Genomic DNA, 23,524 nt, shown 5'->3' on the forward strand with positions numbered 1-23,524 from the left:
CCAACCTTATAATACAATGATAATAACACAATTTATCGTTTCACACACGGGGTACAAGGCTGAAAAATAATAAAAAGATTAACTTCAAGTTCCATATCTTATCACAATGTACGTTTTTTGGAAAAATGAAACATCCCGTTTTATATTTCTTATTTTTTAAAATAGTATAATAATTTGAGGGTTTTAATTTGTGAAGAAATGAAACGATAAAAAAGATGCCTATTTTACTAGGCACCTTTTTTCACTCTTACACTGGTTCGATTTCTGTTTTTTGTGTTTCGAATGTTACGCCAACGATGTGAACGTTCACTTCTTTTGGCTCAAGTCCTGTCATTGTAAAGAGTGCTTGGCGAATATTGTCTTGAATTTTTTGTGCAACAACCGGAATTGCTACACCAAAATACATCACAACATAAAGGTCAACAATAATATCTTCGTTTTCTAATTCAACCTTTACACCTTTACCATGATTTTTCTTACCTAACTTCTCAACAACATCTGTAGCAAAATTACCACGCATTGCAGCTACACCTTCTACTTCAGCAGCTGCAATACCTGCAATTACTTCGATTACTTCTGGTGCAATTTCTACTTTTCCAAGAGTTGTATCTTGACCCATATCTAACATATGTTCAGCCATGAAAAAAACCTCCTTTAATGTATCACTGCGTCACAAGTTCATGCTCTTCCAAAAATTTCGTGTTAAACTCACCTTTTACAAAATCAGGATGATCTAACAATTGCAAATGGAACGGGATTGTTGTATGTACGCCTTCAATGACAAACTCACTGAGCGCTCGCTTCATTTTTGCAATTGCCTCTTCACGTGTTTTTCCGTGAACAATTAATTTAGCAACCATCGAATCATAGAAAGGTGGTATTGAATATCCCGGATATACAGCTGAATCGACGCGAATACCAAATCCGCCTGGTGGTAAGTACATTTCTACTCTACCTGGAGATGGCATAAATTTTTTGGCAGGGTTTTCCGCATTAATTCGACATTCCATTGCCCAACCATTAAATTGTACTTCTTCTTGCTGTAACGATAACTTTTCTCCAGAAGCAACAAGAATTTGTTCTTTAATTAAATCCATCCCTGTTACCATTTCAGTAACTGGATGTTCAACTTGGATTCTCGTATTCATCTCCATGAAATAAAAGCTTTTCGTTTTATATTCATAAATAAACTCAACCGTACCAGCACCTGTATAATCAACCGCTACCGCCGCTTTAACTGCTGCGTCACCCATTTGCTTGCGAATATTCTCATCAAGTGCAGGTGATGGACTTTCTTCTAATAGTTTTTGCAGACGGCGCTGAATTGTACAATCACGCTCTCCTAAATGAATGGCATTTCCATGTGTATCTGCCATTATTTGAATCTCAACATGGCGGAAATCTTCAACGTACTTCTCTAAGTATACACCAGGGTTCCCAAAAGCGGTACTGGCTTCTTGCTGTGTAATTTGAATTCCTTTTACAAGCTCTTCTTCATGGCGCGCAACACGAATACCTTTTCCGCCGCCACCTGCAGTCGCTTTAATAATAACTGGATATCCAATTTGATTAGCAAGCTCGATCGCTTCTTCGGTATTTTTAATAATCCCTTGTGAACCTGGTACAATCGGAACCCCTGCTTCTTTCATTGTATCACGTGCAACGTCTTTTGTGCCCATCTTTGAAATAGCTTCCGGGCTTGGACCGATAAAAATCAAGTTACACTCACGGCATAATTCTGCAAAATCTGCATTCTCTGCTAAAAATCCGTATCCCGGATGAATTGCATCACAACCTGTCAATTTTGCAACGCTAATAATGTTCGTCAAATTTAAATAGCTTTCTTTCGAAATCGTTGGTCCAACACAATACGCTTCATCTGCAATTTGCACATGAAGTGACTCTTTGTCTGCTTCAGAATAAATTGCAACTGTTTCAATATCCATTTCTTTACAAGCGCGAATAATTCGTACAGCAATTTCTCCACGATTGGCTATTAATACTTTTTTTATCATCACAAAGACTCCCTTATTACGCTTTTACAAGAAATAGCGGTTGTCCATACTCAACAAGCTGTCCGTTATTAACAAGAATTTCAACAATTTCGCCCTCTACATCTGCGTCAATTTCATTAAATAATTTCATAGCTTCAACAATACATACGATAGAATCTTTCGATACTCTGTCCCCAACACTTACATATTGAGGTGTATCAGGCGAAGAAGAGGAATAAAATGTCCCTACCATCGGTGATGTGATTTTATGTAGGTTTTCATTTTGAACAGCTTTCTCTTCTTCTTGTTTTTGCACTTCTACTTGCGCTGCCGCTACTGTTGTTTCTACTTCAACAGATGCTGCTGGTTGTACTACCTGTTTCGCTACCGGTGCTTGCACAGCAACAACTTCATTACCACGTTTTTTCATTTTGATTGTTGTACCGTCTTTTTTGTATTCAAATTCATCAATATTAGAGCTATCAATTAATTTAATTAATTCACGAACTTCTTGAATTTTAAACATGTAAAATCCACTCCCATACTCTTGTTTGTCCCGTTTTTACAGATTGGCATCAAATTGATTTACTGTAAAAATACGATGTATTCTATTAGAAAATTTATTCCTATGACATTTACTAATAGAAATATTTACTATTCCCATCTTACGCTAAATTTTTTAAACATTCCAATTTATATTTCTTTATTATAAATCGAAATTCCTGTAAAAATATTATTCCACCAAAAAATTATTACCTAGTAATAATACCAAGTTTCACACAAAATTGGCAAGACCACTTCCTAAAAAACATTCTTTACTTTTTCAAAACTGTACAGTATAAAAACGTAATTCCCTCAGCATTCTTCATTTTATCTACGGTAAAAAAACATATTTTTACCAAATATTATTTTTTTGTTTACGTGCCGTTCATTCTTCCTTCATAAAAGAATAGTATGTTCAAAGTGTAGAAAATTTATTGTAGTGAGGTGCGGACATATGATATGGCTCATCCTGTTCTTGCCTGCCGTAGTGATTTGGGCATTGGTCCTCTTCATCCACGTCAAATCTGGAAAAAGTAATCACCATCATCATGAACCATTAATCTTTTACTCACAGCGTATTTCCCCGTTTCCAATTGAAAATACTAAATACAACTGCAAAGATGAAATAGAAAAAGGCTATCGAAAACGATAGCTTTTTTCTATTATTCTTTTATCTAACTGGTTTAAGAAAATCCATAGGGATGGAAACCTCCCCACGGATTAAAGTTTCACTTTATTTTGTTGCCGGATCAAATTTTACTCCTACATCTTTTGAGCCGCCTTCACTTCTTACAAGCTGAATAATTTTATTCGCTTCTTTTTGTGAATGCTTTGCCGCTTTAACTGTCACTCTAATGTCAGTTCCATCAGCTCTTACAAGAGCGTCTTTATATCCACCTTGAGACTTAATCACTGTTTCAAGTAATTCTTGTTTCGTTTCCATTGTAGTGATTGCATCTAGATTATCTTTCGCTTTACTCTTTTCTTCTGCTGAAGATTTTGATGAATTCATTACACCTTGTAATTTTTCTTTATCTGCACTACGCTGATCTTCCATTTGCATACGTAAAGCTGTGAAATTCTCATCACTTGATTGAACTGTTACGTTAGCATCTTTTTTACTTGTTTCTTTTTTGTCATTCTCTTTTTTGTCTGTTTCTTTATTTGTAGTTTCCTTGCTTGTATTTTCTTTTGTTGTCTCTTTATTTGTAGTTTCTTTCGTTGTTTCTTTTGTAACTGCTTTATCAGCACCTTGCTTTTCTTGTCCCATCTTTTCACCCGTTGCCGGTGCTGCTGTATTCATTTTATCAGGAGTTGTTACGTAATAAACAGATAGCACAACCACTAAACTTAACATCGTTAATAGCCAAACCGTTTGTTTTTTTAACACTTTATTTCCTCCCTATCCATTTTTCGGTGATACTGAAACGCGATGAGCTGGTACATCTAATAATCGCGTCACAGCTTCTTTTACCATTGCTTTTATTTGTATATTATCCACTCCCTTTGCTACGACCAGAACACCTCGTACTTTCGGTTTCTCTGTTCGCAAAACAATTGGAGTTTCTTTATCACCTTCACGTATAATGACTGTCTTTTCATCAAGAGACTCGTCTTCTACTTCCCTTTCACCGCCTGCTTTATCAGTTTCACCTGTCGTTTGTGAACGTTTTACTGTATTTTTCTCGAGTATTTTTTCTTCAGATGAATCTAAGTTCACTTTAATAGTTACGTCTTTTACTCCGGCTATCTCTTCTAAAGAAGCTTTCAATTCTTGTTCATACGCTTTTTCGTATTTTTCTACATTTGACATATTATCATTGTTTTTTTGACCGAAAGTTGGTACATCTTTATCTTGGCTTTGACTTGTCTTTTCTTTAAACACAGGCACTTCTTCTTTTTTAGGTGATAAGAAATTACTAGAAAACATAAGCGCAATCCCAAGTATGAGTAGGACAAGCAAAAACTTAGGTGTTACCTTTTTCCCCTTCTCATTACTTTCTTTTCCATCCCCATTTAATAGGTTTCGAAAAAATGAGAACCTCGAATTTTTATCTTTATTGTCCATTTACGCTACCTGTCCTCCCTTCCGTCTGAACTTGGATTTGTTTATCCTCTAGTTGCCACCTGCTTGAAAAGAAACCTTTCATTTCTACATTCGTTTCTTCTATTTTTTTTGGAGGTTCTTTCATATTAATTTCAATTGGCTTTACTGTTTCGATTGCATCATTTTTACTACGTTCTTTTTCTTTCAACGTCACAACAACAGATTGAATATCTTTCGCTGACTTTACTTCTTCTGCACTTTCCACTGCGACTATTTGTATTTCAGAGACTGTCATACCATACTTTTTCTCAAACTCTTTTCCTACGTCTTTTTTCATTTTGGTAGCCATCTCTTCTAAACTATATGCACGTGTTAGAGCTTGTATTTCTTTTTTCTTCGAATCTATCAAATTTTTTACAGATCCATCTGCTACGTACTTTTCTTCATTGAAATTTGCGATAACTTCATTTACATCTGTTTGTAACAACTTAAATAGAGGCGTTAAAATTAATACGACTAACAATAGACTTACAACGAATTTAACGTACTTTTGCAAATTTGAATTTGGAAGAATAAGATGAAGCATTGTCGCTAAGAGTAAAAAAACGATAATATTTCTAATCCACTCTGTAACAAATTGCACACTCTTCACCTCCTACCGCATCATGAGAGTAATGTTCCCGGCAGCAATAATAATTGTGATACTTAAAAAGAACATAAATGATACGATAGCTAAGCAAGCAAATACGTAAATGATACTTCGTCCAATGATATCTAAGCATTGAATAATTGCTCCTCCGCCTACTGGTTGCAATACTGCTGCTGCGAATTTATAAATAAACGCGATACAAAAAATTTGAATCGCTGGGAAAGCGACAATTAAGCATAAAATAACAAGCCCGATAATTCCGACTGTGTTTTTTAATAATCCAGATGCACTAATAACAGTATCCGCCGCCTCAGTAAACATCCTTCCTACTACAGGAATGAAGTTTCCTGTTACAAATTTAGCCGTTTTCACAGCTATACCATCAGCAACGGCTGACGCTGTTCCCTGTACAGATAATACACCTAAAAAAACCGTCAAAAAGATACCAATAATCCCTACACTAACGTTTTGCAAAAGCTTGGACAATTTCGTAACTTTATATTGATCACTCATCGTACTTACAATACTTAATATAGTTGCAAGTAATAAAAGTGGTAGAACGATATAGTTCATAAGAAGCCCACTCGTATTCATTAAGAAAATGATGATTGGATGAAAAAACGATACAGAAACAACACCACCACCTGTTGCTATGAGTGCAAGTAAAATTGGTAATAACGCTAGTATGAAATCTACCATTGTTTGTATCGTCTCTCTTGCATATGTCATGACGACATAAAAACTATTTAAAGCGAAAATAATAAGTACCATGTATACGACTGCATCAGCGATTTTACTCACGCTACTCTTTGAAAAAGCAGATTGCAACGATTGCAACAATGCACTGAAAATCGTTAGCATAATGAGCGTTCCAAGTAACTTTCCATTTGCAACAAGCTCGTGAAATAAATATTTTAGTAGACCTATCATCCACTCTTTTATGGAGAACTCTTTTTCTCCCTTTACAAACTCCATAAAGCTTCCTTTTTGACTCTCTGGTAAATAGCCTCCATACTTTGTAACAAGCCCGTCCCAAAATTGCTTCACATCTTCAATTCCGAGCTTATCCAATTGTTGATCAACGACGTTTGTTTCTATAGGAGAAGCTTGTACAACAATCGGTAAAGAAAAGAAAAGGAAGCAAGCAAATAATAGCTTAGCTCCAAACTTCCTCAACATTCACTCCCCCTTATCCCGTAGGTAAAAAACCAAGAATTGTTTCAATTACAACCGTCAAAATAGGAATTGCCATGACGAGAATTAAGATTTTTCCAGCTAATTCAATTTTCGAAGCGATTGCACCTTGACCAGCATCCTTTGTAATTTGCGCACCAAACTCAGCGATATAAGCAATCCCTATAATTTTCAATAACGTTTCTACATATACGTTGCTAACCTTCGCTTCACTCGCCACTCTCTCAATCATTTGTAAAATAGAATGAATTTGATCGATTAAGAGAAGAAACATCATGCTACCAATGAACACAATAAATAACGATGTAATACTAGATTTATGCTGATTTAAAACAGCAGCTAAAAATGTAGCAACGAGGCCTAATCCGACAATTTGTATAATTTCGATTCGAACCGCCTCCTTTACTGGAAGAGAAAGACACTTTTAATCTTGTCGAATAGAGTATTAATTAAAAATGCAACATGAAACAAAATAACGACAAAACCGACAAGGATAACCCAATTCGCAATATCCTCTCGCTTTAATTCTTTTAGTACAGTATGAATGAAAGCTAAAACAATGCCGATTCCGGCGATTTGAAATATTAATCCAACATCAATGGACATCGCCTTTCTCCCCCCTATAGCAGTAAAATTACGATAAGTAGCCCTGCCAGTACCCCTAAACTCTTTATCATTTTTTCATATTGTAGTTGTAATGCTTTCGCTTCTCCTTCTTCTCTCTCCAAATGTGTAATACATAAGCGAATATGTTTTTGCTGTGATTCACGATCATGTTGTCCAAGTGTTTCACCAAATTGTTGCAGTATTTCATACTCGGTTTGTTTAAACGCCGTTAACGTCCAGTTCTCCTTCAAACTATCAATCCAAGCTTCTCTAACTGTTTGCTCCCCGCCCTCTAGCCGTTTCGAAAAGCTTTGAAATATCCAATTTAATGGCTTCGGCATTTGTTTGACTAAACGCTCTGCAGCCTCAGATAACGGCGTGTGTCCATACATAATTTCAGCTTCTAATGATTGCAATGCTGCCTTCAATAACCTAAGTTGCCGCGGTCTCTCACTGTACCTTTTAGCGTATGAAAATCCGAAAAAGGTGCTAACAGCAACTATTAATACCGCACCAAATATTTTCACCATACGCCTTGAGCCTTTCTATGAGGTAATACTGATTTTCCATATTTATCTTTCACTTGCATAACCGTTCCTGGCCCTCTCGCTTTTGACAATTCCACAAACCGATCAAATACACCAAGTTCCAGCACCGCCTGTAACGATGGACGTTTCACAACATCATCATAAGAAAATCCGTGTGCACTTATAAAAAGCTGAACGCCGGCATGCACCGCCTCCATAATTGCTTCACTATCTTCTTTACGTCCAATTTCATCTACGATTAATACGTCTGGGCTCATAGAACGGATCATCATCATCATTCCTTCAGCTTTTGGACAAGCGTCTAATACATCTACTCGCGTGCCAAAGTCATATTGCGGGATTCCTTTCACACAGCCCGCAATTTCTGATCGTTCATCAACAATTCCCACTTTACATGAAGGGATTTTCGAAGCACTTACACCTTGACTCATACAGCGTGCTACATCTCTTAAAAGTGTTGTTTTCCCCGTTTGCGGTGGGCCTATTACCATCGTGTTTAACCATCGTGATTCATAAAGATATGGCAGAAGCGGCTCAGCAATCCCTATTTTTTGACGGGCAATCCGAATATTAAAAGAAGAGACATCCCGAATCATTTTCACTGCACTTTTTTCTGTAATGACTTTTCCAGCTAGACCAATTCTATGTCCTCCTCGTAGTGTCACATATCCACGTTTCAATTCCTCTTCCATCGTATAAATTGAGAATTGACTTAATTTATTCAATAAATGGATTGCATCTTCCGCTGTAGCGATATAGTCATAAAAAAACACTTCTCCATGTGCGATACACTCTAGTGGCCTTCCAATTCGAACACGAATTTCCTCTAGAGCATCGTATTGTTTACAGCCTTCAACTAACTGTCTCATCGTTTTCGGTAAAACTTCTAATACTTCTTTCATAAGCTTCTCCCCACTATACTCGACTTACTATTTCAACAACGCGATAAAAATGCAGCCAATTCCAAGCGCTAGAAAAAAGAGTTTCAAGAAAGAAATCTCACTTGCTACACTCGCTATGCCAATTGTCATTGTTAAAATTAATACGGTCGGTCCAACAAACGCCAACATACCATTTATAAACAATGCTTTCTTCGCATCATTCACGTAAAGCATAAGCAAAGCGGCGAATATTTCCGCGCTACCTGAAAACAACCGAAGTAACCCCATAACAAGCACGGATGTTTCCATTGCCGCTAGCCACTGTTTCATTCTCCCACCTTCTCCCATAACAGTTACTACTTCCTTATTCTGAAAAAAATATATTTGTACAACCATATGCAGAGGTTGTCTATTTCAGAAGTAAAAACATAATTTTTCTCTATCGATTTTATTAAAATCTGAATATTCTCATTAATTTATGGTATATTTAATAGAAAAGGAGCATAGATGATGAAGGAAGTTACTTTATTACCACTCGATTTACGATATGCAAATGTGATTTTTGAGCTATCAAGCAATCCACATGTGAAAAATGCATTAGGGATAAAAGTAGATTCAGTGGAAGATACAAAGGCATTCATTCTTTTTGCAATTGGAGAGGAACGAAAAAAACACTCCTTATCAAGAGTGATTGTAAGTGAGGAAAATGAAGTAATTGGCCTCACGACACTTAAACATATTAATTACGAACAAAAGCACTCACATATTGGAAGTTGGCTCGGCTATCAATATTGGGAAAGAGGATATAACGAAGCTGCTAAAAAAGAGATCTTTAAAATCGCTTTTTTAGACTTGCAACTTACATACGTATTTGCCGGTGCTAAAACGATTAACATTCGCTCTTTAAAAGCACAAGAGAAACTACCTTACATTTCATTACATGCGGAAAAACAATTTCCAGACGTACACGCTGCTTTGGAGAAAGAAGTAAAATCACCTTGCGTACTGCATGTTGTATCATGCGAAAAATTTTCAAATTGGTTGGAAGTACGAAATGAGGGGGGAAAATATGAAGGGATTGAAAATTAGTTTAACAATTGTAGTAGAATTAGCTATTATTTATCTTTTTTCAAAAATGGTCGGCTGGTCATTTATGGAGAGCTTTTTCCTTGGCAGCCTAGCAATATTTGCAATTACGTGGTTAATTATTATGAGTACCTTTAGAAATAACAATATGGATCATGCAACGAATAAAACTTTTACCGGTATTGAAACTGGTGAAATACGCCCGTTTCAAATTGTTTTGACTCCATATATTATGGGTACCCTTTCACTCGTCACAGTTAGTTTTGTTATAACCGCAATTTACTATCTTCCCTATTTCCTATAAAGTGAAACTATAATCAGTGGGGGAGTTGTTCATCCCCCACTGATTATTAGCCCGCAAATAACGGGATAAAAAAAGCACTCGTGATAATCACGAGTGCTTTTCTACTATGCACGAGAAACGTATTTACCTTCACCAGTGTTGATGATAAGCATTTCGCCTTCGTTAATGAAGATTGGTACTTGTACAACAAGACCAGTTTCTAATTTAGCTGGTTTTGTTACGTTAGAAGCTGTGTCACCTTTAATACCAGGCTCTGTTTCTGACACTGTTAATTCAACTGTGTTCGGAAGTTCAACACCAAGTACTTCATCTTGGTATGTCATAATAGATACTCCCATGTTTTCTTTTAAGAATTTTAATTCGCGCTCGATTTGGTTTTCGCCAAGTTCGATTTGCTCATAAGTTTCGTTATCCATAAATACGTGAGACTCACCGCTCGCGTATAAGTATTGCATACGACGGTTTTCGATGTGTGCTTTTTCTACTTTTTCACCTGCACGGAATGTTTTCTCTTGAACAGATCCTGTGCGAAGGTTACGTAGTTTAGAGCGAACGAATGCAGCACCTTTACCTGGCTTTACGTGTTGGAAATCCATTACTTGCCAAAGGGCATTGTCCACTGAAATTGTTAAACCTGTACGAAAATCGTTTACTGAAATCATGTAAAAAAATCCTCCTGTGTATTACAAAATAATAAGTTCTTTTGGTGATTTCGTTATTACTTCATTACCTTCACTTGTTACAATGATATCATCTTCAATACGTACCCCGCCAACACCTGGAATATAAATACCTGGTTCTACTGTTACAGCCATACCTGGTTCAAGTACTGTATCAGAACGGAACGCTAAACCTGGTGCTTCATGGATTTCAAGACCGATTCCATGACCAGTAGAGTGTCCGAAGTATTCACCATATCCTTTTTCCGTTATGTAATCACGCGTTAATGCATCAGCCTCACGACCCGTTAAACCAGCTTTAATACCGTTCACACCACGTAGTTGTGCTTCTAAAACGATATTATAAATTTCTTTTAATTTATCAGATGGTTCACCGACTGCAATCGTACGAGTAATATCAGAGCAATATCCTTTGTAATAAGCGCCGAAGTCTAATGTGACGAAATCTCCTTTTTCTATCACTTTTTCAGATGCCACGCCGTGCGGTAATGCCGAACGAAGACCTGAAGCAACGATAATATCAAACGAAGAAGATGTTGCTCCTTGTTTTCTCATGAAAAATTCAAGTTCATTTGACACTTCAATTTCAGATACTCCCGGGCGAATGAATGATAGAATATGCTCAAAGGCAGCATCTGCAATCTGTGCAGCTTCCTTTAATATCTTAATCTCTGAATCAGTCTTTATCAAGCGTAACTTTTCTACAAGCCCAGAAGTTGGGATGAATTCAGCTTCGATCGCTTCATTATGCGTTACGTAAGAGCTATATGTAAGAGTATCTTGCTCAAAGCCTAGCTTTTGAATTCCAAGTTCTTTAACTTGTTTCGCAACTTCATCAAGAATTAATCCTGCATGCTGCACTATTTCGTATCCAGCCGCTTGCTTACTAGCTTGCTCTACATAACGGAAATCTGTAATAAATAGAGCACGCTCTTTTGAAATTAGTACAACACCAGCTGTTCCTGTGAAATTCGCCATATATCTACGGCTATGTTCATTCGTTAATACGATACCGTCAATACCAGCCTCATCAAACGCACTTCTTAATCTCTCGATCTTTTCCATTACTTTATGCCTCCCTCAATTTCTCCATTAATGCAAATAGCGCTAGCTTATAGCCATAAAAACCAAATCCAACAATTTGTCCCGCACAAACAGCCGCTGTCACAGATTCATGACGAAACGACTCACGCCCGTGAATGTTAGAAATATGTACTTCAATAACTGGAATCGACACGCTTGCGATAGCATCCCGAATCGCGTAGCTATAATGCGTAAATGCTCCAGGATTTAAAATGATCCCTTCATATATATCTTCAGCCTCATGAATGATGTCAATAAGAGCACCTTCATGATTCGATTGGAAACATTCTAATTCCACTCCCATTTTTTCTGCTTCTTGTTTCATATCTGCTTCAAGCGTCGCTAACGTTCCTTTTCCGTATACATTTACTTCCCTAACGCCAAGGCGATTTAGGTTCGGACCGTTTACGAGGAGTAACTTTTTCATTTTCTTAAAACTCCTTAATATTAAAGAATGTCTATACGACATTTTAACATAGGAATCACTTGTTTGAATAGTTTGTCTTCTCGAGCCCTTCTCCTCTATTCGTATTATTCGATTCGAATGCTACAGAATACGAAATAAAAACACCATATAATATAAAGATACATATTGTCGTTACAATTGTTTCTTTCGGTAAATGGAGTGCACTTTTAATAACAGGTGCCATTAGCCCCATCCCCAAAAATAATAATGCCCACCAAAACAAACCGTATAGTACGCCAGGTAATACTCCTTCAAACTTTTTAAAAAGAGCTTTATAGAGAAATGCCACTAAAATTGAAAGAAGTCCCATACAAACGATACCTAGTACATTTCCCCAAACCCCTTCTTTCCAATCTCCAAATGCAAACGGTAAAAGTAAATAGTTAGGGCCAGCTTCTGTAAATGAGAATATATGAAGGAAATACCATATCCCTCCCCAAAATAAGCCACCAAATAAACCAATTTGTACAAAGTTTCTTATTGTTGATTGTTCTTGATTCACATTGACACCTCCGCTCAATAGTATGCCCGAAACTATTTTGAAGCATGTTTAAATCCTGCAAAATTTGTCTATAAAAAGAATAAGAAATGTCCGACTCTCGTAACATTTTCACTTGTCATCTACCTGTATTTGTCGATAAAATAAAGGAAACTCGGTGATTGTCTTATTTCAAGATGACAGAACCAAGTATGACAATTGCCTCTTTTTCTACATAAGAGAGAAACAAATACAGGTTGGTGTTAACATGGCAGAAGAGTCAAAACAAATATATGGCGGGCAGGCAGTCATAGAAGGAGTTATGTTTGGCGGTAGAGAATATACTGTTACAGCGGTTCGTCGTAAAGATAAATCGATTGAATTTTATCGTTTACCACGCGTTCGTAATAAAGCATTGTCTCTACTAAAGAAGATTCCATTTTTACGAGGTATTGCCGCTATTGTGGATGCAAGTGCGAATGGAGCGAAACATTTAAACTTTGCTTCAGAACGATTTGATGTCCACCCAGAAGATGATGAACAATTTGCAAATAAAAAAGAAGAACAATCAAAATTAACGATGGTATTAGGAGTTGCAGCAGTTGGCGTTTTATCGTTCATATTCGGTAAAGTAATTTTCACAGCAGTTCCTGCACTTTTAGCTGAATTAACGAGACCGATTTTCCCATCTCATACAGGGCAAATCATTGTCGAAAGTGTCATTAAGCTCATGCTATTATTGAGCTATATATACTTCATTTCTTTAACCCCACTTATTAAGCGGGTATTTCAGTACCACGGTGCGGAACATAAAGTAATCAATGCTTACGAGAATAATCTTCCACTGACTGTAGAAAATGTTCAAAAGCAAACTCGCCTCCATTATCGCTGTGGCAGTAGCTTTATTATATTTACGGTCATTATTGGAATGTTTGTCTATTTCCTCGTCCCTACAGATCCGCTTTGGGCAAGGGTAGTAAACCGAATTTTATTAATTCCAGTTGTTCTCGGTATTTCTTTTGAAGTATTACAATTTACCAATCGATTACGAGATGTCCCTGTTTTACGAGTACTTGGATATCCAGGGTTATGGCTGCAACTATTAACAACGAAAGAACCAACAGATGATCAAGCGGAAGTTGCAATCGCATCGTTTGAAGAATTATTACGTTTAGAAAACAAACAATAATTATTTAAAAATGGTGTTCAACTCCTTTCCTCATCGTTAATATACTAATTTTAATATATGTTTTTAGGAGGTGTCCCTTATGAACGGTCGTTCGTTTACATTCGCTATATTTGTGCTTATTATCGGATTAGCAATATTCGGCCTTGTTTCATCTGTCATTACAAATCCAATGCTAGTATTGAAAAACATTGGTATCATGTTGGCTGTCGTCGGTATCTTTTACTTACTCTACAAAATGTTTACAAACTCTAGTGGTTCTGCAAATTCGCAAAGCTCATATAAGCGTGCAGCGAAACAATCGAACCGCAAACACGGGAAACAAAATGTAGCACCCCTAAGCAATTCTTTCTTGAAACGAAATGCTTCTGATGACAAGGGGAAAAAGGGTAATTCTCCATCGTTGAAAAGAAAAAGAAAACAATCTCATTTAACTGTCATTGAAGGTAAAAAAAACAAAAAGAAAGACCGTGCTTCCTTTTAGGAAATACGGTCTTTTTTTACCCCGGTTGGTGCGGGGCTAATAATCAGTGGAAGATGCGAAAAACCCTACTGATTAAAGTTTCCCTTTATATGTTGAAGCACTTCTTTCAAACTTTTTTCTTTCATACTTTCGATACGAAGGTGATGGTTTTCAAATTGCAAATTTCTTGTCACATCATTAGGCACGACGATACATTTTAATCCTGCTGCCACCGCTGCTTTCAATCCATTTAATGAATCTTCAAATACAACAGCTTCTGATGGTTCAATTCCTAATTCTTCTATCGTAACTTTATAAAGAGCTGGATCTGGTTTTACCTTCTCTACATCTTCTCGCGTTTTAATCACTTCAAAATAATCTCTAATTTGTAGCTCTTCTAAAAAACGAACGACCCACTCCCTAGATGAACTAGAGGCTAATGCGATTTTCAATCCAAGTTCTTTCGCTTCTTCTAAATATTCTTTTACCCCGTCACGCGCTTTTGGTATTTTCATTTTCTCTTTATGTAAAGTTGTTACTTTTCCCTTTAATGCATGCTCGTTAAATTTTTCTTTTAATTGCTCTTTTAAATATGCATAAAGCACTTCATCTGTCGTTCCAATACATTTTGCAAATTCCTCTAAAGGTAACTCGCCGCCGTATTCACGAACAGCATCTCTGAAAGAGTGAAACCATATTGTTTCTGTGTCCACAATTAATCCATCAAAATCAAAAATAATTGCTTTCATTATTCTCCCGTCCTTTTCGATTGAAATAAAAAAGGAAACGCCACACGTTCCCCTTAATTACTTTTCTCTTCATTTGCTTTTTGAACACCACGAAGTGTTTCTACTCGAACTTCATCTTGTTCAAAGTATTGTACTAAATCACCGATACGGTCAATTGATTCCCAACTTAAATGATGTTCAATTCCTTCTACATCATTATAAATTTTGCTTTCATCCACACCGATAATGCGCATAAACTGTTCTAACAATTCATGACGATATACGAGACGTTCTCCGATTTTTTTACCTTTTGATGTTAATACAAGCCCTCTATATTTTTCATAAATTAGATATTCGTCTTTGTCTAATTTTTGTACCATTTTTGTTACAGAGGATGGATGTACACTAAGCGCTTCAGCAATATCAGATACACGGGCATAACCCTTTTCATCAATCAACAAATAAATTTGTTCAATATAATCTTCCATACTAGGGGTAGGCATCGGTTTCCTCCATCCAATTTCATTTTGCTTATTCCGTACGAAGCAATCAATAAAATGATACACCAGAAAGAATAACGTGACAAGGTGGAAACGAGCCTAAATATATAAAACAAAAAAAGAATACAGGTTCCCCTTATGTAAAATATTGAATTTCTGCATCAGGAAAATACTCATATATATAACCTCTTATTGTTTCTTCCAATACTTCTGCATCATCCTTTTGATATACATATTTCCCAATCCCGTATCGTCCCCATTTATATTTACGCTTCTCTTCATCCATTTCAAGCTTTGTATTTGGATAACGCTCTTGAATGACCTTTTTTGCCGGTTTCGTAAAGCGATGCTGAATTAATTCGAACGTTAAATTTGGTATCACCATATCTTTCAACGCATTGTACAATCGCTCAAATAATTCTCGGTATCCTTCTTCCCACCCTTCATGCATATAAATTGGCGCAACAATAAAGCCAAGCGGATAATTAGCCCCCGCTACTTTACGAGCAGCCTCAATTCGCTCTTCAAATAGCGACGTTCCCGGTTCAAAATTTTTAATCACATAACGTGAATTAATGCTAAATCGAAAACGCGTTTTCCCATTATGCTTTGCATCTAATAAATGATCAACGTGCGAATATTTCGTAACGAAACGTAAACGTCCATGTTCACTTTCTCCGATAAACTCTATCGCCCGCTTTAATGCATGTGTTAAATGATCAATTCCAACGATGTCTGATGTACACGCCGCTTCAAATCTTGTTATTTCAGGGGCCCTTTCATCCATATATTGCTTTGCCTTCTCAAATATTTCATCTAGATTCACATACACGCGAACGTAAGGTTTACTCCCAAGTGTCGTTTGCAAATAACAATAATGACAATGCCCCATACATCCTGTTGCAAGCGGGATTGCATATTCAGCTGACGGTTTTGATGTATCGAACTTTAACGTCTTCCTCACCCCAACGACAAGTGTCGCTTTTGCATTACGATACTTTTGCAATTCATTTTCGCCTGGCAAATTTCTAATTTGATTGTGTGATGTCGTTTCACGAATTTCCAATCCCATCTTCGTAAACTTCTCATAAAGCTCTTTTCCAAGCGGATATTCGAGTGCCCTCGGTTCAAAGTAAACGAGTTTTGGCATAAATGGTTTCATGTGCTTCCCTCCTCTCGTTAGTATGGGAAACAAAGAAAAATTAACACAGATTAAAGTTTTCCACTTCAGTAACTTGTAAAGCAAGTTACTGGATGTTATAATTTGGATAACAGCTACCTTGCAAGGCAAGTTACCTGGATAAAAGGTGGTGAAATCATGCACAGTCAAATGTTAAAAGGTGTACTAGAAGGTTGCATTCTATATATCATTTCACAAGAAGAAGTGTACGGATATGAACTAAGTACAAAATTAAATAAATACGGCTTTACATTCGTAAGTGAAGGAAGCATCTATCCTTTATTGTTACGTATGCAAAAAGAGAAACTTATTGAAGGTACATTAAAGGCTTCCTCTCTTGGACCGAAGCGAAAATATTATCACGTAACTGATAAGGGATTAGAACAGCTTGAAGAATTTAAAAAAAGCTGGGGAATGGTTTCAACGACGGTAAACAACTTATTACAGGGAGAGTGATAGGGATGAAGGCGAAAGATTTAATCGAACTAAATAACCAAAAGCGTAAATTATTAACTACAGAAAATGAAAACACCTATAGTGACATGTTAATATACATCCGCTTGGCTAAAGTGCCAGAATACCATGCGGAAGAACTGCTAATTGAAATTCTAGATCATCTTATTGAAGCGCAGCAAGAAGAAAAAACTGCTTATGATATTTTCGGCAATGACTTACAGGCATACTGTGACGAACTAATTGCTGCCCTACCGAAGCCAAGTTTATGGGAACAATTATCGATTCCTTTATTTATAACTTGTTACCTGTTAGCAATATACTTTGCTGTTTCATCCGTGATTGCATTTACATTACCCCTATTTTCAAATGAAACACGTTTTAAATTTGTACACATTGATTTCATTTATCTACTTGCATTTATATTATCTGTACATCTTATGATACGTTTTGCCCTCGATTTTATTAATACTGATTTATTTAAAAACAAAACAACCATTTGGGGGCATATAGGAAGTTTTTTAATACGCCATAGCTTATGGATACTATTAATCGGTATTTCCTTTTTATTTATTAAACAGCCCTATACTACATTACAAATTTCACCTTGGATTGGCGCTTTGCTTGCCATCTCTTGCTATGCACTATATAAACTTTCCTTCAAAAAAGAATACTTAGAATTTAAAAAGGAGTAATGAGGTTATGACCGAAAAAGAAATGGTTAAGTTAAACAATGAAAAAAGAAAGTTATTAACAACTGAAAACGAAGTTGCTTATGGTGATATGTTAGTATATCTTCGGTTATCTAACGTACCCGAACATCAAGTAGAAGAACTTTTATTAGAAATATTAGATCATCTCATCGAAGCACAAGCAGAAAATAAAAATGCTTATGCTATTTTCGGAAATGATTTACGATCTTACTGCGATGAACTTATATCAGCTTTACCAACCCAAACAAAGCTGGAAAAAACTTCTTTAATCGGTTTTGTTATTAGCTTACTTCTTGCTATACAGTTTGGAATAGATGCACTTGTTTCGACTTTCATTTTAATCTTCGGGAAGAATATCGAACAATTAAGCCCAGCTTTTAGCATCCCTGGAACCACTTTGTTCGTTTCACTTATTATACTAGGCATACTTTTCATTTTATATTTATTAAAGCGCTATTCCTTTGATCAAAAGATGAATTGGAAAAGAAGGATTCTATTTGGATTCGCATTTGCTACTCCATTTTGTTCAGCTGTATTTTTAAATGTCTATTTTAAAAAACAACCTTATCTCATTTATCATCTAACCTTTTGGCAAAACGCCTTAATCGCTATCCTATTTTTTATTTTATATAAATTACTATACAAAAAATCAAATTTTTAACAGCCTTTCAAACGGCTGTTTTTCTTCTGTCTAATTTTACAAATTGAAAAATTTCATAAAGAAAATAAGAAAAATGCAAAATAATTAAAGTTAATTGTTGACGTGATGCTTTTATTATCGGTATCATAAATCTTCGTGAGCAATTATTTTTCGTTATACGATTTTTTTATTATTACTGAGTTTTTGAGAGGAGAAATTTGATGTCAGTTAAGAAGAAAACGCAAGTACGCACCGGCAAAATGGTACGTGAACTAATGTTAGCAGACGAAGATGTAAATGCTTCGCTAATTATGGTATATAGTGAAAACGGTGTAAACGCAGAAATTAAAATCGAGGGCTTAACGCCGAAATGTAACGAAGAATTATTTTTGAGCGGAAACGTGGATTGGAACAAGAGTGTTATTTATAAAATTGTTGATTTCACTGGGAACGCGGAAGTTGGTAAAGTTACATTAACAGCGATGAATAAGAACAATGTTTCCCTAGAAATTGAACGCGTTATGTGGAGCAAAGAAAATAAAGAAGCTGCTGAGCAAGAAGAAACAGTTGTAGAAGCTACTCCGAACAAAGAAGTAGTTGTAGAAGCTCCTAAAGCAGTTACACCCGCTCCTAAACCTATTGTGCGTGTAGAAACACCTGCTGTAGCACCTAAGCCTACTCCGGTACCAACGCCGAAGTCAGTAAGTGTTGAAGCAGCTGTAGAACTATCTACTCCAGCACCTGTAAAAAAAGCAGTACCTACTCCAGTTACAAAGCAAGAGACAGCACCGGTTACTCCTGTAAAACCGAAACAACCTGCTTTGACTGAAACAAATACAAAACTACAAGAAAATTATGTTAAACTTGTGAAAAAGACAATTGAAGTTTGTCAAGATTACGAGCTTGGCATCGACATAGATGATTCTATTGAAGGATTAAAAAAAGAGCTACAAAGCCAAGGTATTAGCGTTACATTCGACAAAGAAATTATGGACGTTGTAAATCGCCTTCGTTCTTTACAAGATAAAGGAATCAAAGTAGAAAAAGTACTTAATTTACTATAACAAAATAAGGAGATGGCAATTGCCATCTCCTTATTTTTTATAATTCCATTCATTACTTTCATACTTCTCTTTTGCTAAAGTTTGAACTTCATGTAACTGTTCTTCTGTTAATTCATACGGCACAAGCTCTACCTCTAATCCTTTTTCAAATCCAGTTTCAAATGCTGTGATTAACTGTTCAATCGTAAATGTACGATCTGTTAATTCGTTAATTGCTACTGCTTTAGAAGAAAACATGCTCTTCATACGCTCTTTTACACGTTCATTCGGGAATAAAAATAGATCGTATAACTCATCTAAATCTATTTCTAACGGAATCGAACCGTGTTGTAAGATAACACCTTTTTGACGGGTTTGAGCACTACCTGCGATTTTTCTTCCTTCAACTACAATTTCATACCAAGATGGTGCATCAAAGCATACGCCTGAACGCGGATTTTTTAAATTTTCACGATCCTCTTCTGTTTTCGGAACTGCATAATATGCTTCTAATCCTAATGCCTTAAAACCGTCTAATAAGCCTTGTGAAATAACACGATACGCTTCTGTAACTGTTTTAGGCATATCCGGATGATTTTCAGACACAATAACACTGTACGTTAATTCTTTATCATGTAGTACACCCCTACCGCCTGTTTGACGACGAACAAATCCATATTTCTTTTCGTTAACTACATCCATATTTATATCTTTTTCAACACGCTGGAAATACCCAACTGTTAATGTTGGTACTTCCCATTCGTAAAAACGAATTGTTGGGGGCATTTTCTTTTCACTTTGCCAATTTAATAAACATTCATCTAACGCCATATTAAATGCTGGTGAACATTGACCAGAGTTAATATAACACCATTTTTCTTTTCCCATCCTGCACCTCATATAACCAATTATTTTTCACATTCTCTAGTCTACCAAATTCGACAAAATTTGTGAAAGAATACGAAATTTCTTCTTATATACAAATGAATCTGTTGCATAAATACATATGGGCATTATAATATTGAAAGTAGGATAAGAAAAAAGGGAGCGATAGAATCGTGTCAACAAACTTGATTATTATACTAGCCGCAATTGCAGCATTCATCGGCTACACTGTATGGATGTATTTCTATCAGAAAAAATTAATTAAAACACTTTCAGAAGAAGAATTTCGCGCTGGCTACCGTAAAGCACAGCTTATCGATATTCGCGAAGCGGATGAATTTAACGCGGGACATATTTTAGGTGCGCGTAACATTCCATTATCACAAATTCGCCTTCGCCACAAAGAACTTCGCCAAGATCAACCGGTTTATTTATATTGCCAAAGCGGATTCCGTACAGGTCGTGCAGCTCAATACTTAAAAAAACAAGGCTACACAGATTTCTACCAATTAAAAGGTGGATTTAAATCTTGGTCAGGCAAAATTAAAAAGAAATAACATACAAAAACTAGCTGTATAATTCAGCTAGTTTTTTCATTCCATATTGTTCGCAATGTACAGTAGATTTTGTTTAATCACATCTTCATCTTTCTCATCTACATTACGATATAATAGCTGATATTCAATCCCCTTCTCTTTCCATATAAGCGTAGCAAATTCGTCCCCTCGCTCGTAATCATCCTTATTTTTAAAATAAGCAGGTGCTCCATTATTCAATTTCATTTGTTCTTGAAATCGATTCTCTTCTACGAGGTATGGAAAACTGTAAGAAAAGTTGGCCACTGTTAATTCTATATAATCGTGCCTTCCTTTCTCTTGTTGCTTATATTTAATCGTTAAGACAGCATTCTTCTTTCCCATCGTTCTTACCTCTCCCTTCACATCACTCGTAATGTCATAAGGTAAAAACGTTGGAACTTTAAACTTCGCCGGAAAATATTTTGGAAGTTCCTTTAGCGGAATCGGATCAGTAACACGGTCCTTAGCCCCTCCTGTTGTTCCTACAAATGTTTTTTCTTCTTGCATCGTTTGCTGAAATGAACATGAGCTAAGTATTACACTAGAAAACACGAAACAAATGATGCCTTTTTTCAATTTGTTTCCGCCCTTTCATACCGCTCTCTTAACGAGCGAAGCGTTTATACTCTCTTCTATTCGCTTCGTTATCAAACACCTCCTCCGAAAACTTTCCACGTTATTCTCACACATTTTGACAAAAATTCTTTGCAGACATACAAAAAAGACCTCGCTATTCTTACGCCCAAATAAAAAGGTTACGCGAATAACAGAAGTCATGCTTATAACATAGATTGTGAAAAGCTTTTCAGGTCAAGATTTTTTCATTCTTATTATTTTCCCCTTATAATTAAGTAAAGAGGTGATACATATGGCCAATATAAAACAAATTGCAAAAACTGCTGGTGTATCTATATCAACGGTTTCCCGTGTCCTTAATAATCATCCTTACGTAAAAGAAGAAAAGCGTAAGCGTGTTTTAGATGCAGTTGAAGAATTGAACTATGCAAAAAATATAAATGCTATCCATTTAATAAAAGGTAAAACATATACGATTGGCGTTATGCTACCTTTCATTAATGTTCCGTACTTTAGCACGATCATTGAAGGAATCGGAAACGAAGCGTTAGCAGCTGGATATCATATTAATTTATGCCAAACGAATTACGATAGTATTGAAGAAATTCGCGTTCTTGAAATGATGAAAATGAAGCAATTTGACGGGATGATTATTTGCTCTCGCACGAGTTCATGGGAACAAATTGAACCGTTCGCAAAATTTGCCCCTATTATTTCATGTGAAAAAATGAACCATCCCCTCATTTCATCTGTCTATGTAGATCATTATGAGGGCTTCCGTCTCGGTACTTCCTATTTACTCAGTAAAGGTCATGAAAAAATCGGCATTTGTTTAGCAAGAAAAACAAGTGTTAATTCAATCGAGCGTGAAAAAGCTTTTGCCGATACCCTTCGTCACGAAGGAAAAACAGTTCACCCTGATTGGATTTTCCATCAATGTTATACGATGCAGGACGGGGCAAAAATACTTCACCGTATTTTAAACATGAAAAATCGCCCAACCGCTATTTTCACAGCGAACGATCAAGTTGCTGCTGGTTTATTAACAGAGGCAAAAAAACATGGCATTCGCATACCTGAAGACCTCGCTATCCTGGGATTTGATAACCACGAAATTTCAAAAGCATTAGAAATTACAACTATTGAACACCCCGGTCTCACGATGGGATCACGTGCTTTTTCTTTATTTCATAAACAGATGCAAAACGAACAAATTATTGGGAACTCAGAAGAACTTTCATTCCATTTAATTGAGCGAAAAACAGTCTGAAAAAGGAGCGTTAATTATAGCGCTCTTTTTCAGCTCTTCACCTATTGACTTTATATTTTTCATCTCATATAATTAACCTAACGAACGGTAGGTAGGGGATGAAAATGACAGCAAACCGCATTAAAGCTGTAGCACTTTCTCATTTCGCGCGCTACGGCTACGAAGGAACTTCATTAGCAAATATTGCTCAAGAAGTTGGGATTAAAAAGCCATCGATTTACGCACACTTTAAAGGAAAAGAAGAGCTATATTTTACATGCTTAGAATCCGCTCTTCAAAATGATTTGCAGAGCTTCACAGACGATATCGAAAATTTTTCCAAATCGTCTACTGAAGAATTGCTCTTAAATTTGTTAAAAGGCTATGCAAAACGATTTGGTGAAAGTGAAGAATCAATGTTTTGGTTACGAACTTCTTATTTTCCGCCGGATGCATTTCGCGAACAAATTATTGATAAAGCGAATGTACACATTGAAAATGTCGGAAAACTTTTATTCCCTGCGTTTAAAAGAGCAAGCGAACAAGATGAACTGCATAACATTGAAGTAAAAGACGCTTTGGAGGCTTTTTTATGCTTACTTGACGGCCTTATGGTTGAACTACTATACGCAGGTTTAAATCGTTTTGAGACACGTTTAGAAGCTTCTTGGAAAGTATTTTGGCGCGGACTTTCAAACTGACGGATTGCTCCTTTGCAATGCGTCGTTTTGAAGCCCTTTACCTAACGACTGGTAGGAAGGAGAAATGACA

Annotated in this window: 33 protein-coding genes; 12 read left to right on the top strand and 21 right to left on the bottom strand. The window is 36.2% G+C overall.

Annotated features, from left to right (window positions below; all coding sequences use genetic code 11):
- Positions 1–247 precede the first annotated feature (247 nt).
- From MHI07_RS19600 to accB, 3 genes are read right to left on the bottom strand one after another with little or no spacing between them, the layout of a single operon-like run.
- Positions 248–640, bottom strand: a complete 393-nt coding sequence (locus MHI07_RS19600) for an Asp23/Gls24 family envelope stress response protein (protein ID WP_215579631.1) — start codon at positions 638–640, stop codon at positions 248–250.
- Positions 641–662: 22 nt separating this feature from the next.
- Complete coding sequence (gene accC / locus MHI07_RS19605; protein WP_002160529.1) at positions 663–2,015, bottom strand: acetyl-CoA carboxylase biotin carboxylase subunit; 1,353 nt, start codon at positions 2,013–2,015, stop codon at positions 663–665.
- A gap of 16 nt (positions 2,016–2,031) precedes the next feature.
- Complete coding sequence (gene accB, locus MHI07_RS19610) at positions 2,032–2,520, bottom strand: acetyl-CoA carboxylase biotin carboxyl carrier protein (protein WP_215579634.1); 489 nt, start codon at positions 2,518–2,520, stop codon at positions 2,032–2,034.
- 471 nt (positions 2,521–2,991) lie between these two features.
- On the opposite strand from accB, the gene MHI07_RS19615 reads away from it, so the two are divergent.
- Positions 2,992–3,189, top strand: a complete 198-nt coding sequence (locus MHI07_RS19615) for a DNA recombination protein RecO (RefSeq protein WP_078172836.1) — start codon at positions 2,992–2,994, stop codon at positions 3,187–3,189.
- Between the two features lie 81 nt (positions 3,190–3,270).
- On the opposite strand, the gene MHI07_RS19620 is transcribed toward MHI07_RS19615, so the two are convergent.
- From MHI07_RS19620 to MHI07_RS19660, 9 genes are read right to left on the bottom strand one after another with little or no spacing between them, the layout of a single operon-like run.
- Positions 3,271–3,927 (bottom strand): SpoIIIAH-like family protein, encoded by a 657-nt coding sequence (locus MHI07_RS19620; protein WP_002145797.1) that lies wholly within the window; start codon positions 3,925–3,927, stop codon positions 3,271–3,273.
- A gap of 12 nt (positions 3,928–3,939) precedes the next feature.
- Positions 3,940–4,605 carry a stage III sporulation protein AG gene (spoIIIAG, locus tag MHI07_RS19625; protein WP_340825770.1) on the bottom strand — a complete coding sequence of 222 codons (666 nt, stop codon included), beginning with the start codon at positions 4,603–4,605 and terminating at the stop codon, positions 3,940–3,942.
- Positions 4,595–5,227 (bottom strand): stage III sporulation protein AF, encoded by a 633-nt coding sequence (gene spoIIIAF, locus MHI07_RS19630; protein ID WP_215579636.1) that lies wholly within the window; start codon positions 5,225–5,227, stop codon positions 4,595–4,597. Before spoIIIAF ends, spoIIIAG begins: the two co-directional genes overlap by 11 nt.
- A 12-nt stretch (positions 5,228–5,239) precedes the next feature.
- Positions 5,240–6,412: a stage III sporulation protein AE gene (spoIIIAE, locus tag MHI07_RS19635; RefSeq protein WP_002033983.1), complete on the bottom strand. Its 1,173-nt coding sequence runs from the start codon at positions 6,410–6,412 to the stop codon at positions 5,240–5,242.
- Positions 6,413–6,422: 10 nt separating this feature from the next.
- On the bottom strand, positions 6,423–6,806 hold the full coding sequence (spoIIIAD, locus tag MHI07_RS19640; RefSeq protein WP_078172833.1) for a stage III sporulation protein AD: 384 nt from the start codon (positions 6,804–6,806) through the stop codon (positions 6,423–6,425).
- Positions 6,807–6,829: 23 nt separating this feature from the next.
- Positions 6,830–7,033 (bottom strand): stage III sporulation protein AC, encoded by a 204-nt coding sequence (spoIIIAC, locus tag MHI07_RS19645; RefSeq protein WP_000020914.1) that lies wholly within the window; start codon positions 7,031–7,033, stop codon positions 6,830–6,832.
- A 14-nt stretch (positions 7,034–7,047) separates the two neighbouring features.
- Positions 7,048–7,563, bottom strand: coding sequence for a stage III sporulation protein SpoIIIAB (gene spoIIIAB, locus MHI07_RS19650; protein WP_002111763.1), 516 nt, complete (start codon positions 7,561–7,563; stop codon positions 7,048–7,050).
- Positions 7,557–8,483, bottom strand: coding sequence for a stage III sporulation protein AA (gene spoIIIAA / locus MHI07_RS19655; RefSeq protein WP_002111764.1), 927 nt, complete (start codon positions 8,481–8,483; stop codon positions 7,557–7,559). Before spoIIIAA ends, spoIIIAB begins: the two co-directional genes overlap by 7 nt.
- A gap of 27 nt (positions 8,484–8,510) precedes the next feature.
- Positions 8,511–8,792 (bottom strand): YqhV family protein, encoded by a 282-nt coding sequence (locus MHI07_RS19660; protein WP_000816054.1) that lies wholly within the window; start codon positions 8,790–8,792, stop codon positions 8,511–8,513.
- A 177-nt stretch (positions 8,793–8,969) separates the two neighbouring features.
- On the opposite strand from MHI07_RS19660, the gene MHI07_RS19665 reads away from it, so the two are divergent.
- Entirely contained in the window at positions 8,970–9,551 is a 582-nt protein-coding gene (locus MHI07_RS19665; protein ID WP_340825778.1) for a GNAT family N-acetyltransferase, read from the top strand.
- Positions 9,532–9,852: a hypothetical protein gene (locus MHI07_RS19670; protein WP_002160523.1), complete on the top strand. Its 321-nt coding sequence runs from the start codon at positions 9,532–9,534 to the stop codon at positions 9,850–9,852. Before MHI07_RS19665 ends, MHI07_RS19670 begins: the two co-directional genes overlap by 20 nt.
- A 104-nt stretch (positions 9,853–9,956) precedes the next feature.
- Here the strand turns inward: MHI07_RS19670 and efp are convergent, their stop codons facing one another.
- The 4 genes from efp to MHI07_RS19690 are packed head-to-tail and all read right to left on the bottom strand — an operon-like array spanning position 9,957 to position 12,583.
- On the bottom strand, positions 9,957–10,514 hold the full coding sequence (gene efp, locus MHI07_RS19675; RefSeq protein WP_002033989.1) for an elongation factor P: 558 nt from the start codon (positions 10,512–10,514) through the stop codon (positions 9,957–9,959).
- 21 nt (positions 10,515–10,535) lie between these two features.
- The gene (gene pepQ, locus MHI07_RS19680) at positions 10,536–11,597 is read right to left on the bottom strand and encodes a Xaa-Pro dipeptidase (protein ID WP_002160522.1); all 1,062 of its coding nucleotides are present in this window, start codon (positions 11,595–11,597) and stop codon (positions 10,536–10,538) included.
- Positions 11,598–11,601: 4 nt separating this feature from the next.
- Entirely contained in the window at positions 11,602–12,042 is a 441-nt protein-coding gene (gene aroQ / locus MHI07_RS19685; protein WP_002160521.1) for a type II 3-dehydroquinate dehydratase, read from the bottom strand.
- Positions 12,043–12,097: 55 nt separating this feature from the next.
- A complete protein-coding gene (locus MHI07_RS19690) occupies positions 12,098–12,583 on the bottom strand; it encodes a YqhR family membrane protein (protein WP_002160520.1) in 486 nt (161 codons plus the stop codon).
- A gap of 244 nt (positions 12,584–12,827) precedes the next feature.
- Between MHI07_RS19690 and MHI07_RS19695 the strand changes: the two genes are divergently transcribed.
- Together MHI07_RS19695 and MHI07_RS19700 are read left to right on the top strand one after the other, a co-directional pair.
- A complete protein-coding gene (locus MHI07_RS19695; protein ID WP_002160519.1) occupies positions 12,828–13,748 on the top strand; it encodes a DUF1385 domain-containing protein in 921 nt (306 codons plus the stop codon).
- 79 nt (positions 13,749–13,827) lie between these two features.
- On the top strand, positions 13,828–14,229 hold the full coding sequence (locus MHI07_RS19700; RefSeq protein ID WP_016106131.1) for an SA1362 family protein: 402 nt from the start codon (positions 13,828–13,830) through the stop codon (positions 14,227–14,229).
- A 65-nt stretch (positions 14,230–14,294) separates the two neighbouring features.
- On the opposite strand, the gene MHI07_RS19705 is transcribed toward MHI07_RS19700, so the two are convergent.
- The 3 genes from MHI07_RS19705 to splB form a co-directional block, all read right to left on the bottom strand.
- Positions 14,295–14,957: an HAD family hydrolase gene (locus MHI07_RS19705; RefSeq protein ID WP_340825786.1), complete on the bottom strand. Its 663-nt coding sequence runs from the start codon at positions 14,955–14,957 to the stop codon at positions 14,295–14,297.
- A 53-nt stretch (positions 14,958–15,010) separates the two neighbouring features.
- A complete protein-coding gene (mntR, locus tag MHI07_RS19710) occupies positions 15,011–15,439 on the bottom strand; it encodes a transcriptional regulator MntR (RefSeq protein ID WP_001143080.1) in 429 nt (142 codons plus the stop codon).
- Between the two features lie 133 nt (positions 15,440–15,572).
- Entirely contained in the window at positions 15,573–16,598 is a 1,026-nt protein-coding gene (gene splB, locus MHI07_RS19715) for a spore photoproduct lyase (protein WP_215572033.1), read from the bottom strand.
- Between the two features lie 156 nt (positions 16,599–16,754).
- Between splB and MHI07_RS19720 the strand changes: the two genes are divergently transcribed.
- The 4 genes from MHI07_RS19720 to MHI07_RS19735 all read left to right on the top strand — a co-directional run bounded on the left by MHI07_RS19720 (position 16,755) and on the right by MHI07_RS19735 (position 19,486).
- Entirely contained in the window at positions 16,755–17,072 is a 318-nt protein-coding gene (locus MHI07_RS19720) for a PadR family transcriptional regulator (RefSeq protein ID WP_002160515.1), read from the top strand.
- 5 nt (positions 17,073–17,077) lie between these two features.
- Positions 17,078–17,764 carry a DUF1129 domain-containing protein gene (locus MHI07_RS19725; RefSeq protein WP_340825792.1) on the top strand — a complete coding sequence of 229 codons (687 nt, stop codon included), beginning with the start codon at positions 17,078–17,080 and terminating at the stop codon, positions 17,762–17,764.
- A gap of 7 nt (positions 17,765–17,771) precedes the next feature.
- Complete coding sequence (locus tag MHI07_RS19730; RefSeq protein WP_340825794.1) at positions 17,772–18,443, top strand: DUF1129 family protein; 672 nt, start codon at positions 17,772–17,774, stop codon at positions 18,441–18,443.
- A 200-nt stretch (positions 18,444–18,643) separates the two neighbouring features.
- Positions 18,644–19,486, top strand: a complete 843-nt coding sequence (locus MHI07_RS19735; protein WP_340825796.1) for a hypothetical protein — start codon at positions 18,644–18,646, stop codon at positions 19,484–19,486.
- A gap of 30 nt (positions 19,487–19,516) precedes the next feature.
- Here MHI07_RS19735 and MHI07_RS19740 read toward each other — a convergent pair whose 3' ends face one another.
- The gene (locus tag MHI07_RS19740) at positions 19,517–20,353 is read right to left on the bottom strand and encodes a lipoate--protein ligase family protein (RefSeq protein WP_340825797.1); all 837 of its coding nucleotides are present in this window, start codon (positions 20,351–20,353) and stop codon (positions 19,517–19,519) included.
- A gap of 170 nt (positions 20,354–20,523) precedes the next feature.
- Here MHI07_RS19740 and MHI07_RS19745 point away from each other — a divergent pair, with 170 nt between their 5' ends.
- Complete coding sequence (locus tag MHI07_RS19745; protein ID WP_002034000.1) at positions 20,524–20,907, top strand: rhodanese-like domain-containing protein; 384 nt, start codon at positions 20,524–20,526, stop codon at positions 20,905–20,907.
- A gap of 36 nt (positions 20,908–20,943) precedes the next feature.
- Here MHI07_RS19745 and MHI07_RS19750 read toward each other — a convergent pair whose 3' ends face one another.
- A complete protein-coding gene (locus MHI07_RS19750; protein WP_078181004.1) occupies positions 20,944–21,480 on the bottom strand; it encodes a DNA polymerase III subunit delta in 537 nt (178 codons plus the stop codon).
- 316 nt (positions 21,481–21,796) lie between these two features.
- Here MHI07_RS19750 and MHI07_RS19755 point away from each other — a divergent pair, with 316 nt between their 5' ends.
- Both MHI07_RS19755 and MHI07_RS19760 read left to right on the top strand, forming a co-directional pair.
- Positions 21,797–22,774, top strand: coding sequence for a LacI family DNA-binding transcriptional regulator (locus MHI07_RS19755; protein WP_340825799.1), 978 nt, complete (start codon positions 21,797–21,799; stop codon positions 22,772–22,774).
- A 98-nt stretch (positions 22,775–22,872) separates the two neighbouring features.
- The gene (locus MHI07_RS19760) at positions 22,873–23,454 is read left to right on the top strand and encodes a TetR/AcrR family transcriptional regulator (RefSeq protein WP_133059681.1); all 582 of its coding nucleotides are present in this window, start codon (positions 22,873–22,875) and stop codon (positions 23,452–23,454) included.
- Positions 23,455–23,524: the final 70 nt, after the last annotated feature.

Origin of the sequence: Bacillus sp. FSL H8-0545 (assembly GCF_038006105.1) — a bacterium.
In the GTDB taxonomy this organism is placed as follows: domain Bacteria; phylum Bacillota; class Bacilli; order Bacillales; family Bacillaceae_G; genus Bacillus_A; species Bacillus_A cereus_U.

Coding starts and splice junctions, on each gene's coding strand:
- MHI07_RS19600 (WP_215579631.1), bottom strand. CDS start 640: ATGGCTGAACATATGTTAGATATGGGTCAAGATACAACTCTTGGAAAA.
- accC (WP_002160529.1), bottom strand. CDS start 2,015: ATGATAAAAAAAGTATTAATAGCCAATCGTGGAGAAATTGCTGTACGA.
- accB (WP_215579634.1), bottom strand. CDS start 2,520: ATGTTTAAAATTCAAGAAGTTCGTGAATTAATTAAATTAATTGATAGC.
- MHI07_RS19615 (WP_078172836.1), top strand. CDS start 2,992: ATGATATGGCTCATCCTGTTCTTGCCTGCCGTAGTGATTTGGGCATTG.
- spoIIIAG (WP_340825770.1), bottom strand. CDS start 4,605: ATGGACAATAAAGATAAAAATTCGAGGTTCTCATTTTTTCGAAACCTA.
- spoIIIAE (WP_002033983.1), bottom strand. CDS start 6,412: ATGTTGAGGAAGTTTGGAGCTAAGCTATTATTTGCTTGCTTCCTTTTC.
- spoIIIAC (WP_000020914.1), bottom strand. CDS start 7,033: ATGTCCATTGATGTTGGATTAATATTTCAAATCGCCGGAATCGGCATT.
- spoIIIAB (WP_002111763.1), bottom strand. CDS start 7,563: ATGGTGAAAATATTTGGTGCGGTATTAATAGTTGCTGTTAGCACCTTT.
- spoIIIAA (WP_002111764.1), bottom strand. CDS start 8,483: ATGAAAGAAGTATTAGAAGTTTTACCGAAAACGATGAGACAGTTAGTT.
- MHI07_RS19660 (WP_000816054.1), bottom strand. CDS start 8,792: ATGAAACAGTGGCTAGCGGCAATGGAAACATCCGTGCTTGTTATGGGG.
- MHI07_RS19665 (WP_340825778.1), top strand. CDS start 8,970: ATGATGAAGGAAGTTACTTTATTACCACTCGATTTACGATATGCAAAT.
- MHI07_RS19670 (WP_002160523.1), top strand. CDS start 9,532: ATGAAGGGATTGAAAATTAGTTTAACAATTGTAGTAGAATTAGCTATT.
- efp (WP_002033989.1), bottom strand. CDS start 10,514: ATGATTTCAGTAAACGATTTTCGTACAGGTTTAACAATTTCAGTGGAC.
- pepQ (WP_002160522.1), bottom strand. CDS start 11,597: ATGGAAAAGATCGAGAGATTAAGAAGTGCGTTTGATGAGGCTGGTATT.
- aroQ (WP_002160521.1), bottom strand. CDS start 12,042: ATGAAAAAGTTACTCCTCGTAAACGGTCCGAACCTAAATCGCCTTGGC.
- MHI07_RS19695 (WP_002160519.1), top strand. CDS start 12,828: ATGGCAGAAGAGTCAAAACAAATATATGGCGGGCAGGCAGTCATAGAA.
- MHI07_RS19700 (WP_016106131.1), top strand. CDS start 13,828: ATGAACGGTCGTTCGTTTACATTCGCTATATTTGTGCTTATTATCGGA.
- MHI07_RS19705 (WP_340825786.1), bottom strand. CDS start 14,957: ATGAAAGCAATTATTTTTGATTTTGATGGATTAATTGTGGACACAGAA.
- mntR (WP_001143080.1), bottom strand. CDS start 15,439: ATGCCTACCCCTAGTATGGAAGATTATATTGAACAAATTTATTTGTTG.
- splB (WP_215572033.1), bottom strand. CDS start 16,598: ATGAAACCATTTATGCCAAAACTCGTTTACTTTGAACCGAGGGCACTC.
- MHI07_RS19720 (WP_002160515.1), top strand. CDS start 16,755: ATGCACAGTCAAATGTTAAAAGGTGTACTAGAAGGTTGCATTCTATAT.
- MHI07_RS19725 (WP_340825792.1), top strand. CDS start 17,078: ATGAAGGCGAAAGATTTAATCGAACTAAATAACCAAAAGCGTAAATTA.
- MHI07_RS19730 (WP_340825794.1), top strand. CDS start 17,772: ATGACCGAAAAAGAAATGGTTAAGTTAAACAATGAAAAAAGAAAGTTA.
- MHI07_RS19735 (WP_340825796.1), top strand. CDS start 18,644: ATGTCAGTTAAGAAGAAAACGCAAGTACGCACCGGCAAAATGGTACGT.
- MHI07_RS19740 (WP_340825797.1), bottom strand. CDS start 20,353: ATGGGAAAAGAAAAATGGTGTTATATTAACTCTGGTCAATGTTCACCA.
- MHI07_RS19755 (WP_340825799.1), top strand. CDS start 21,797: ATGGCCAATATAAAACAAATTGCAAAAACTGCTGGTGTATCTATATCA.
- MHI07_RS19760 (WP_133059681.1), top strand. CDS start 22,873: ATGAAAATGACAGCAAACCGCATTAAAGCTGTAGCACTTTCTCATTTC.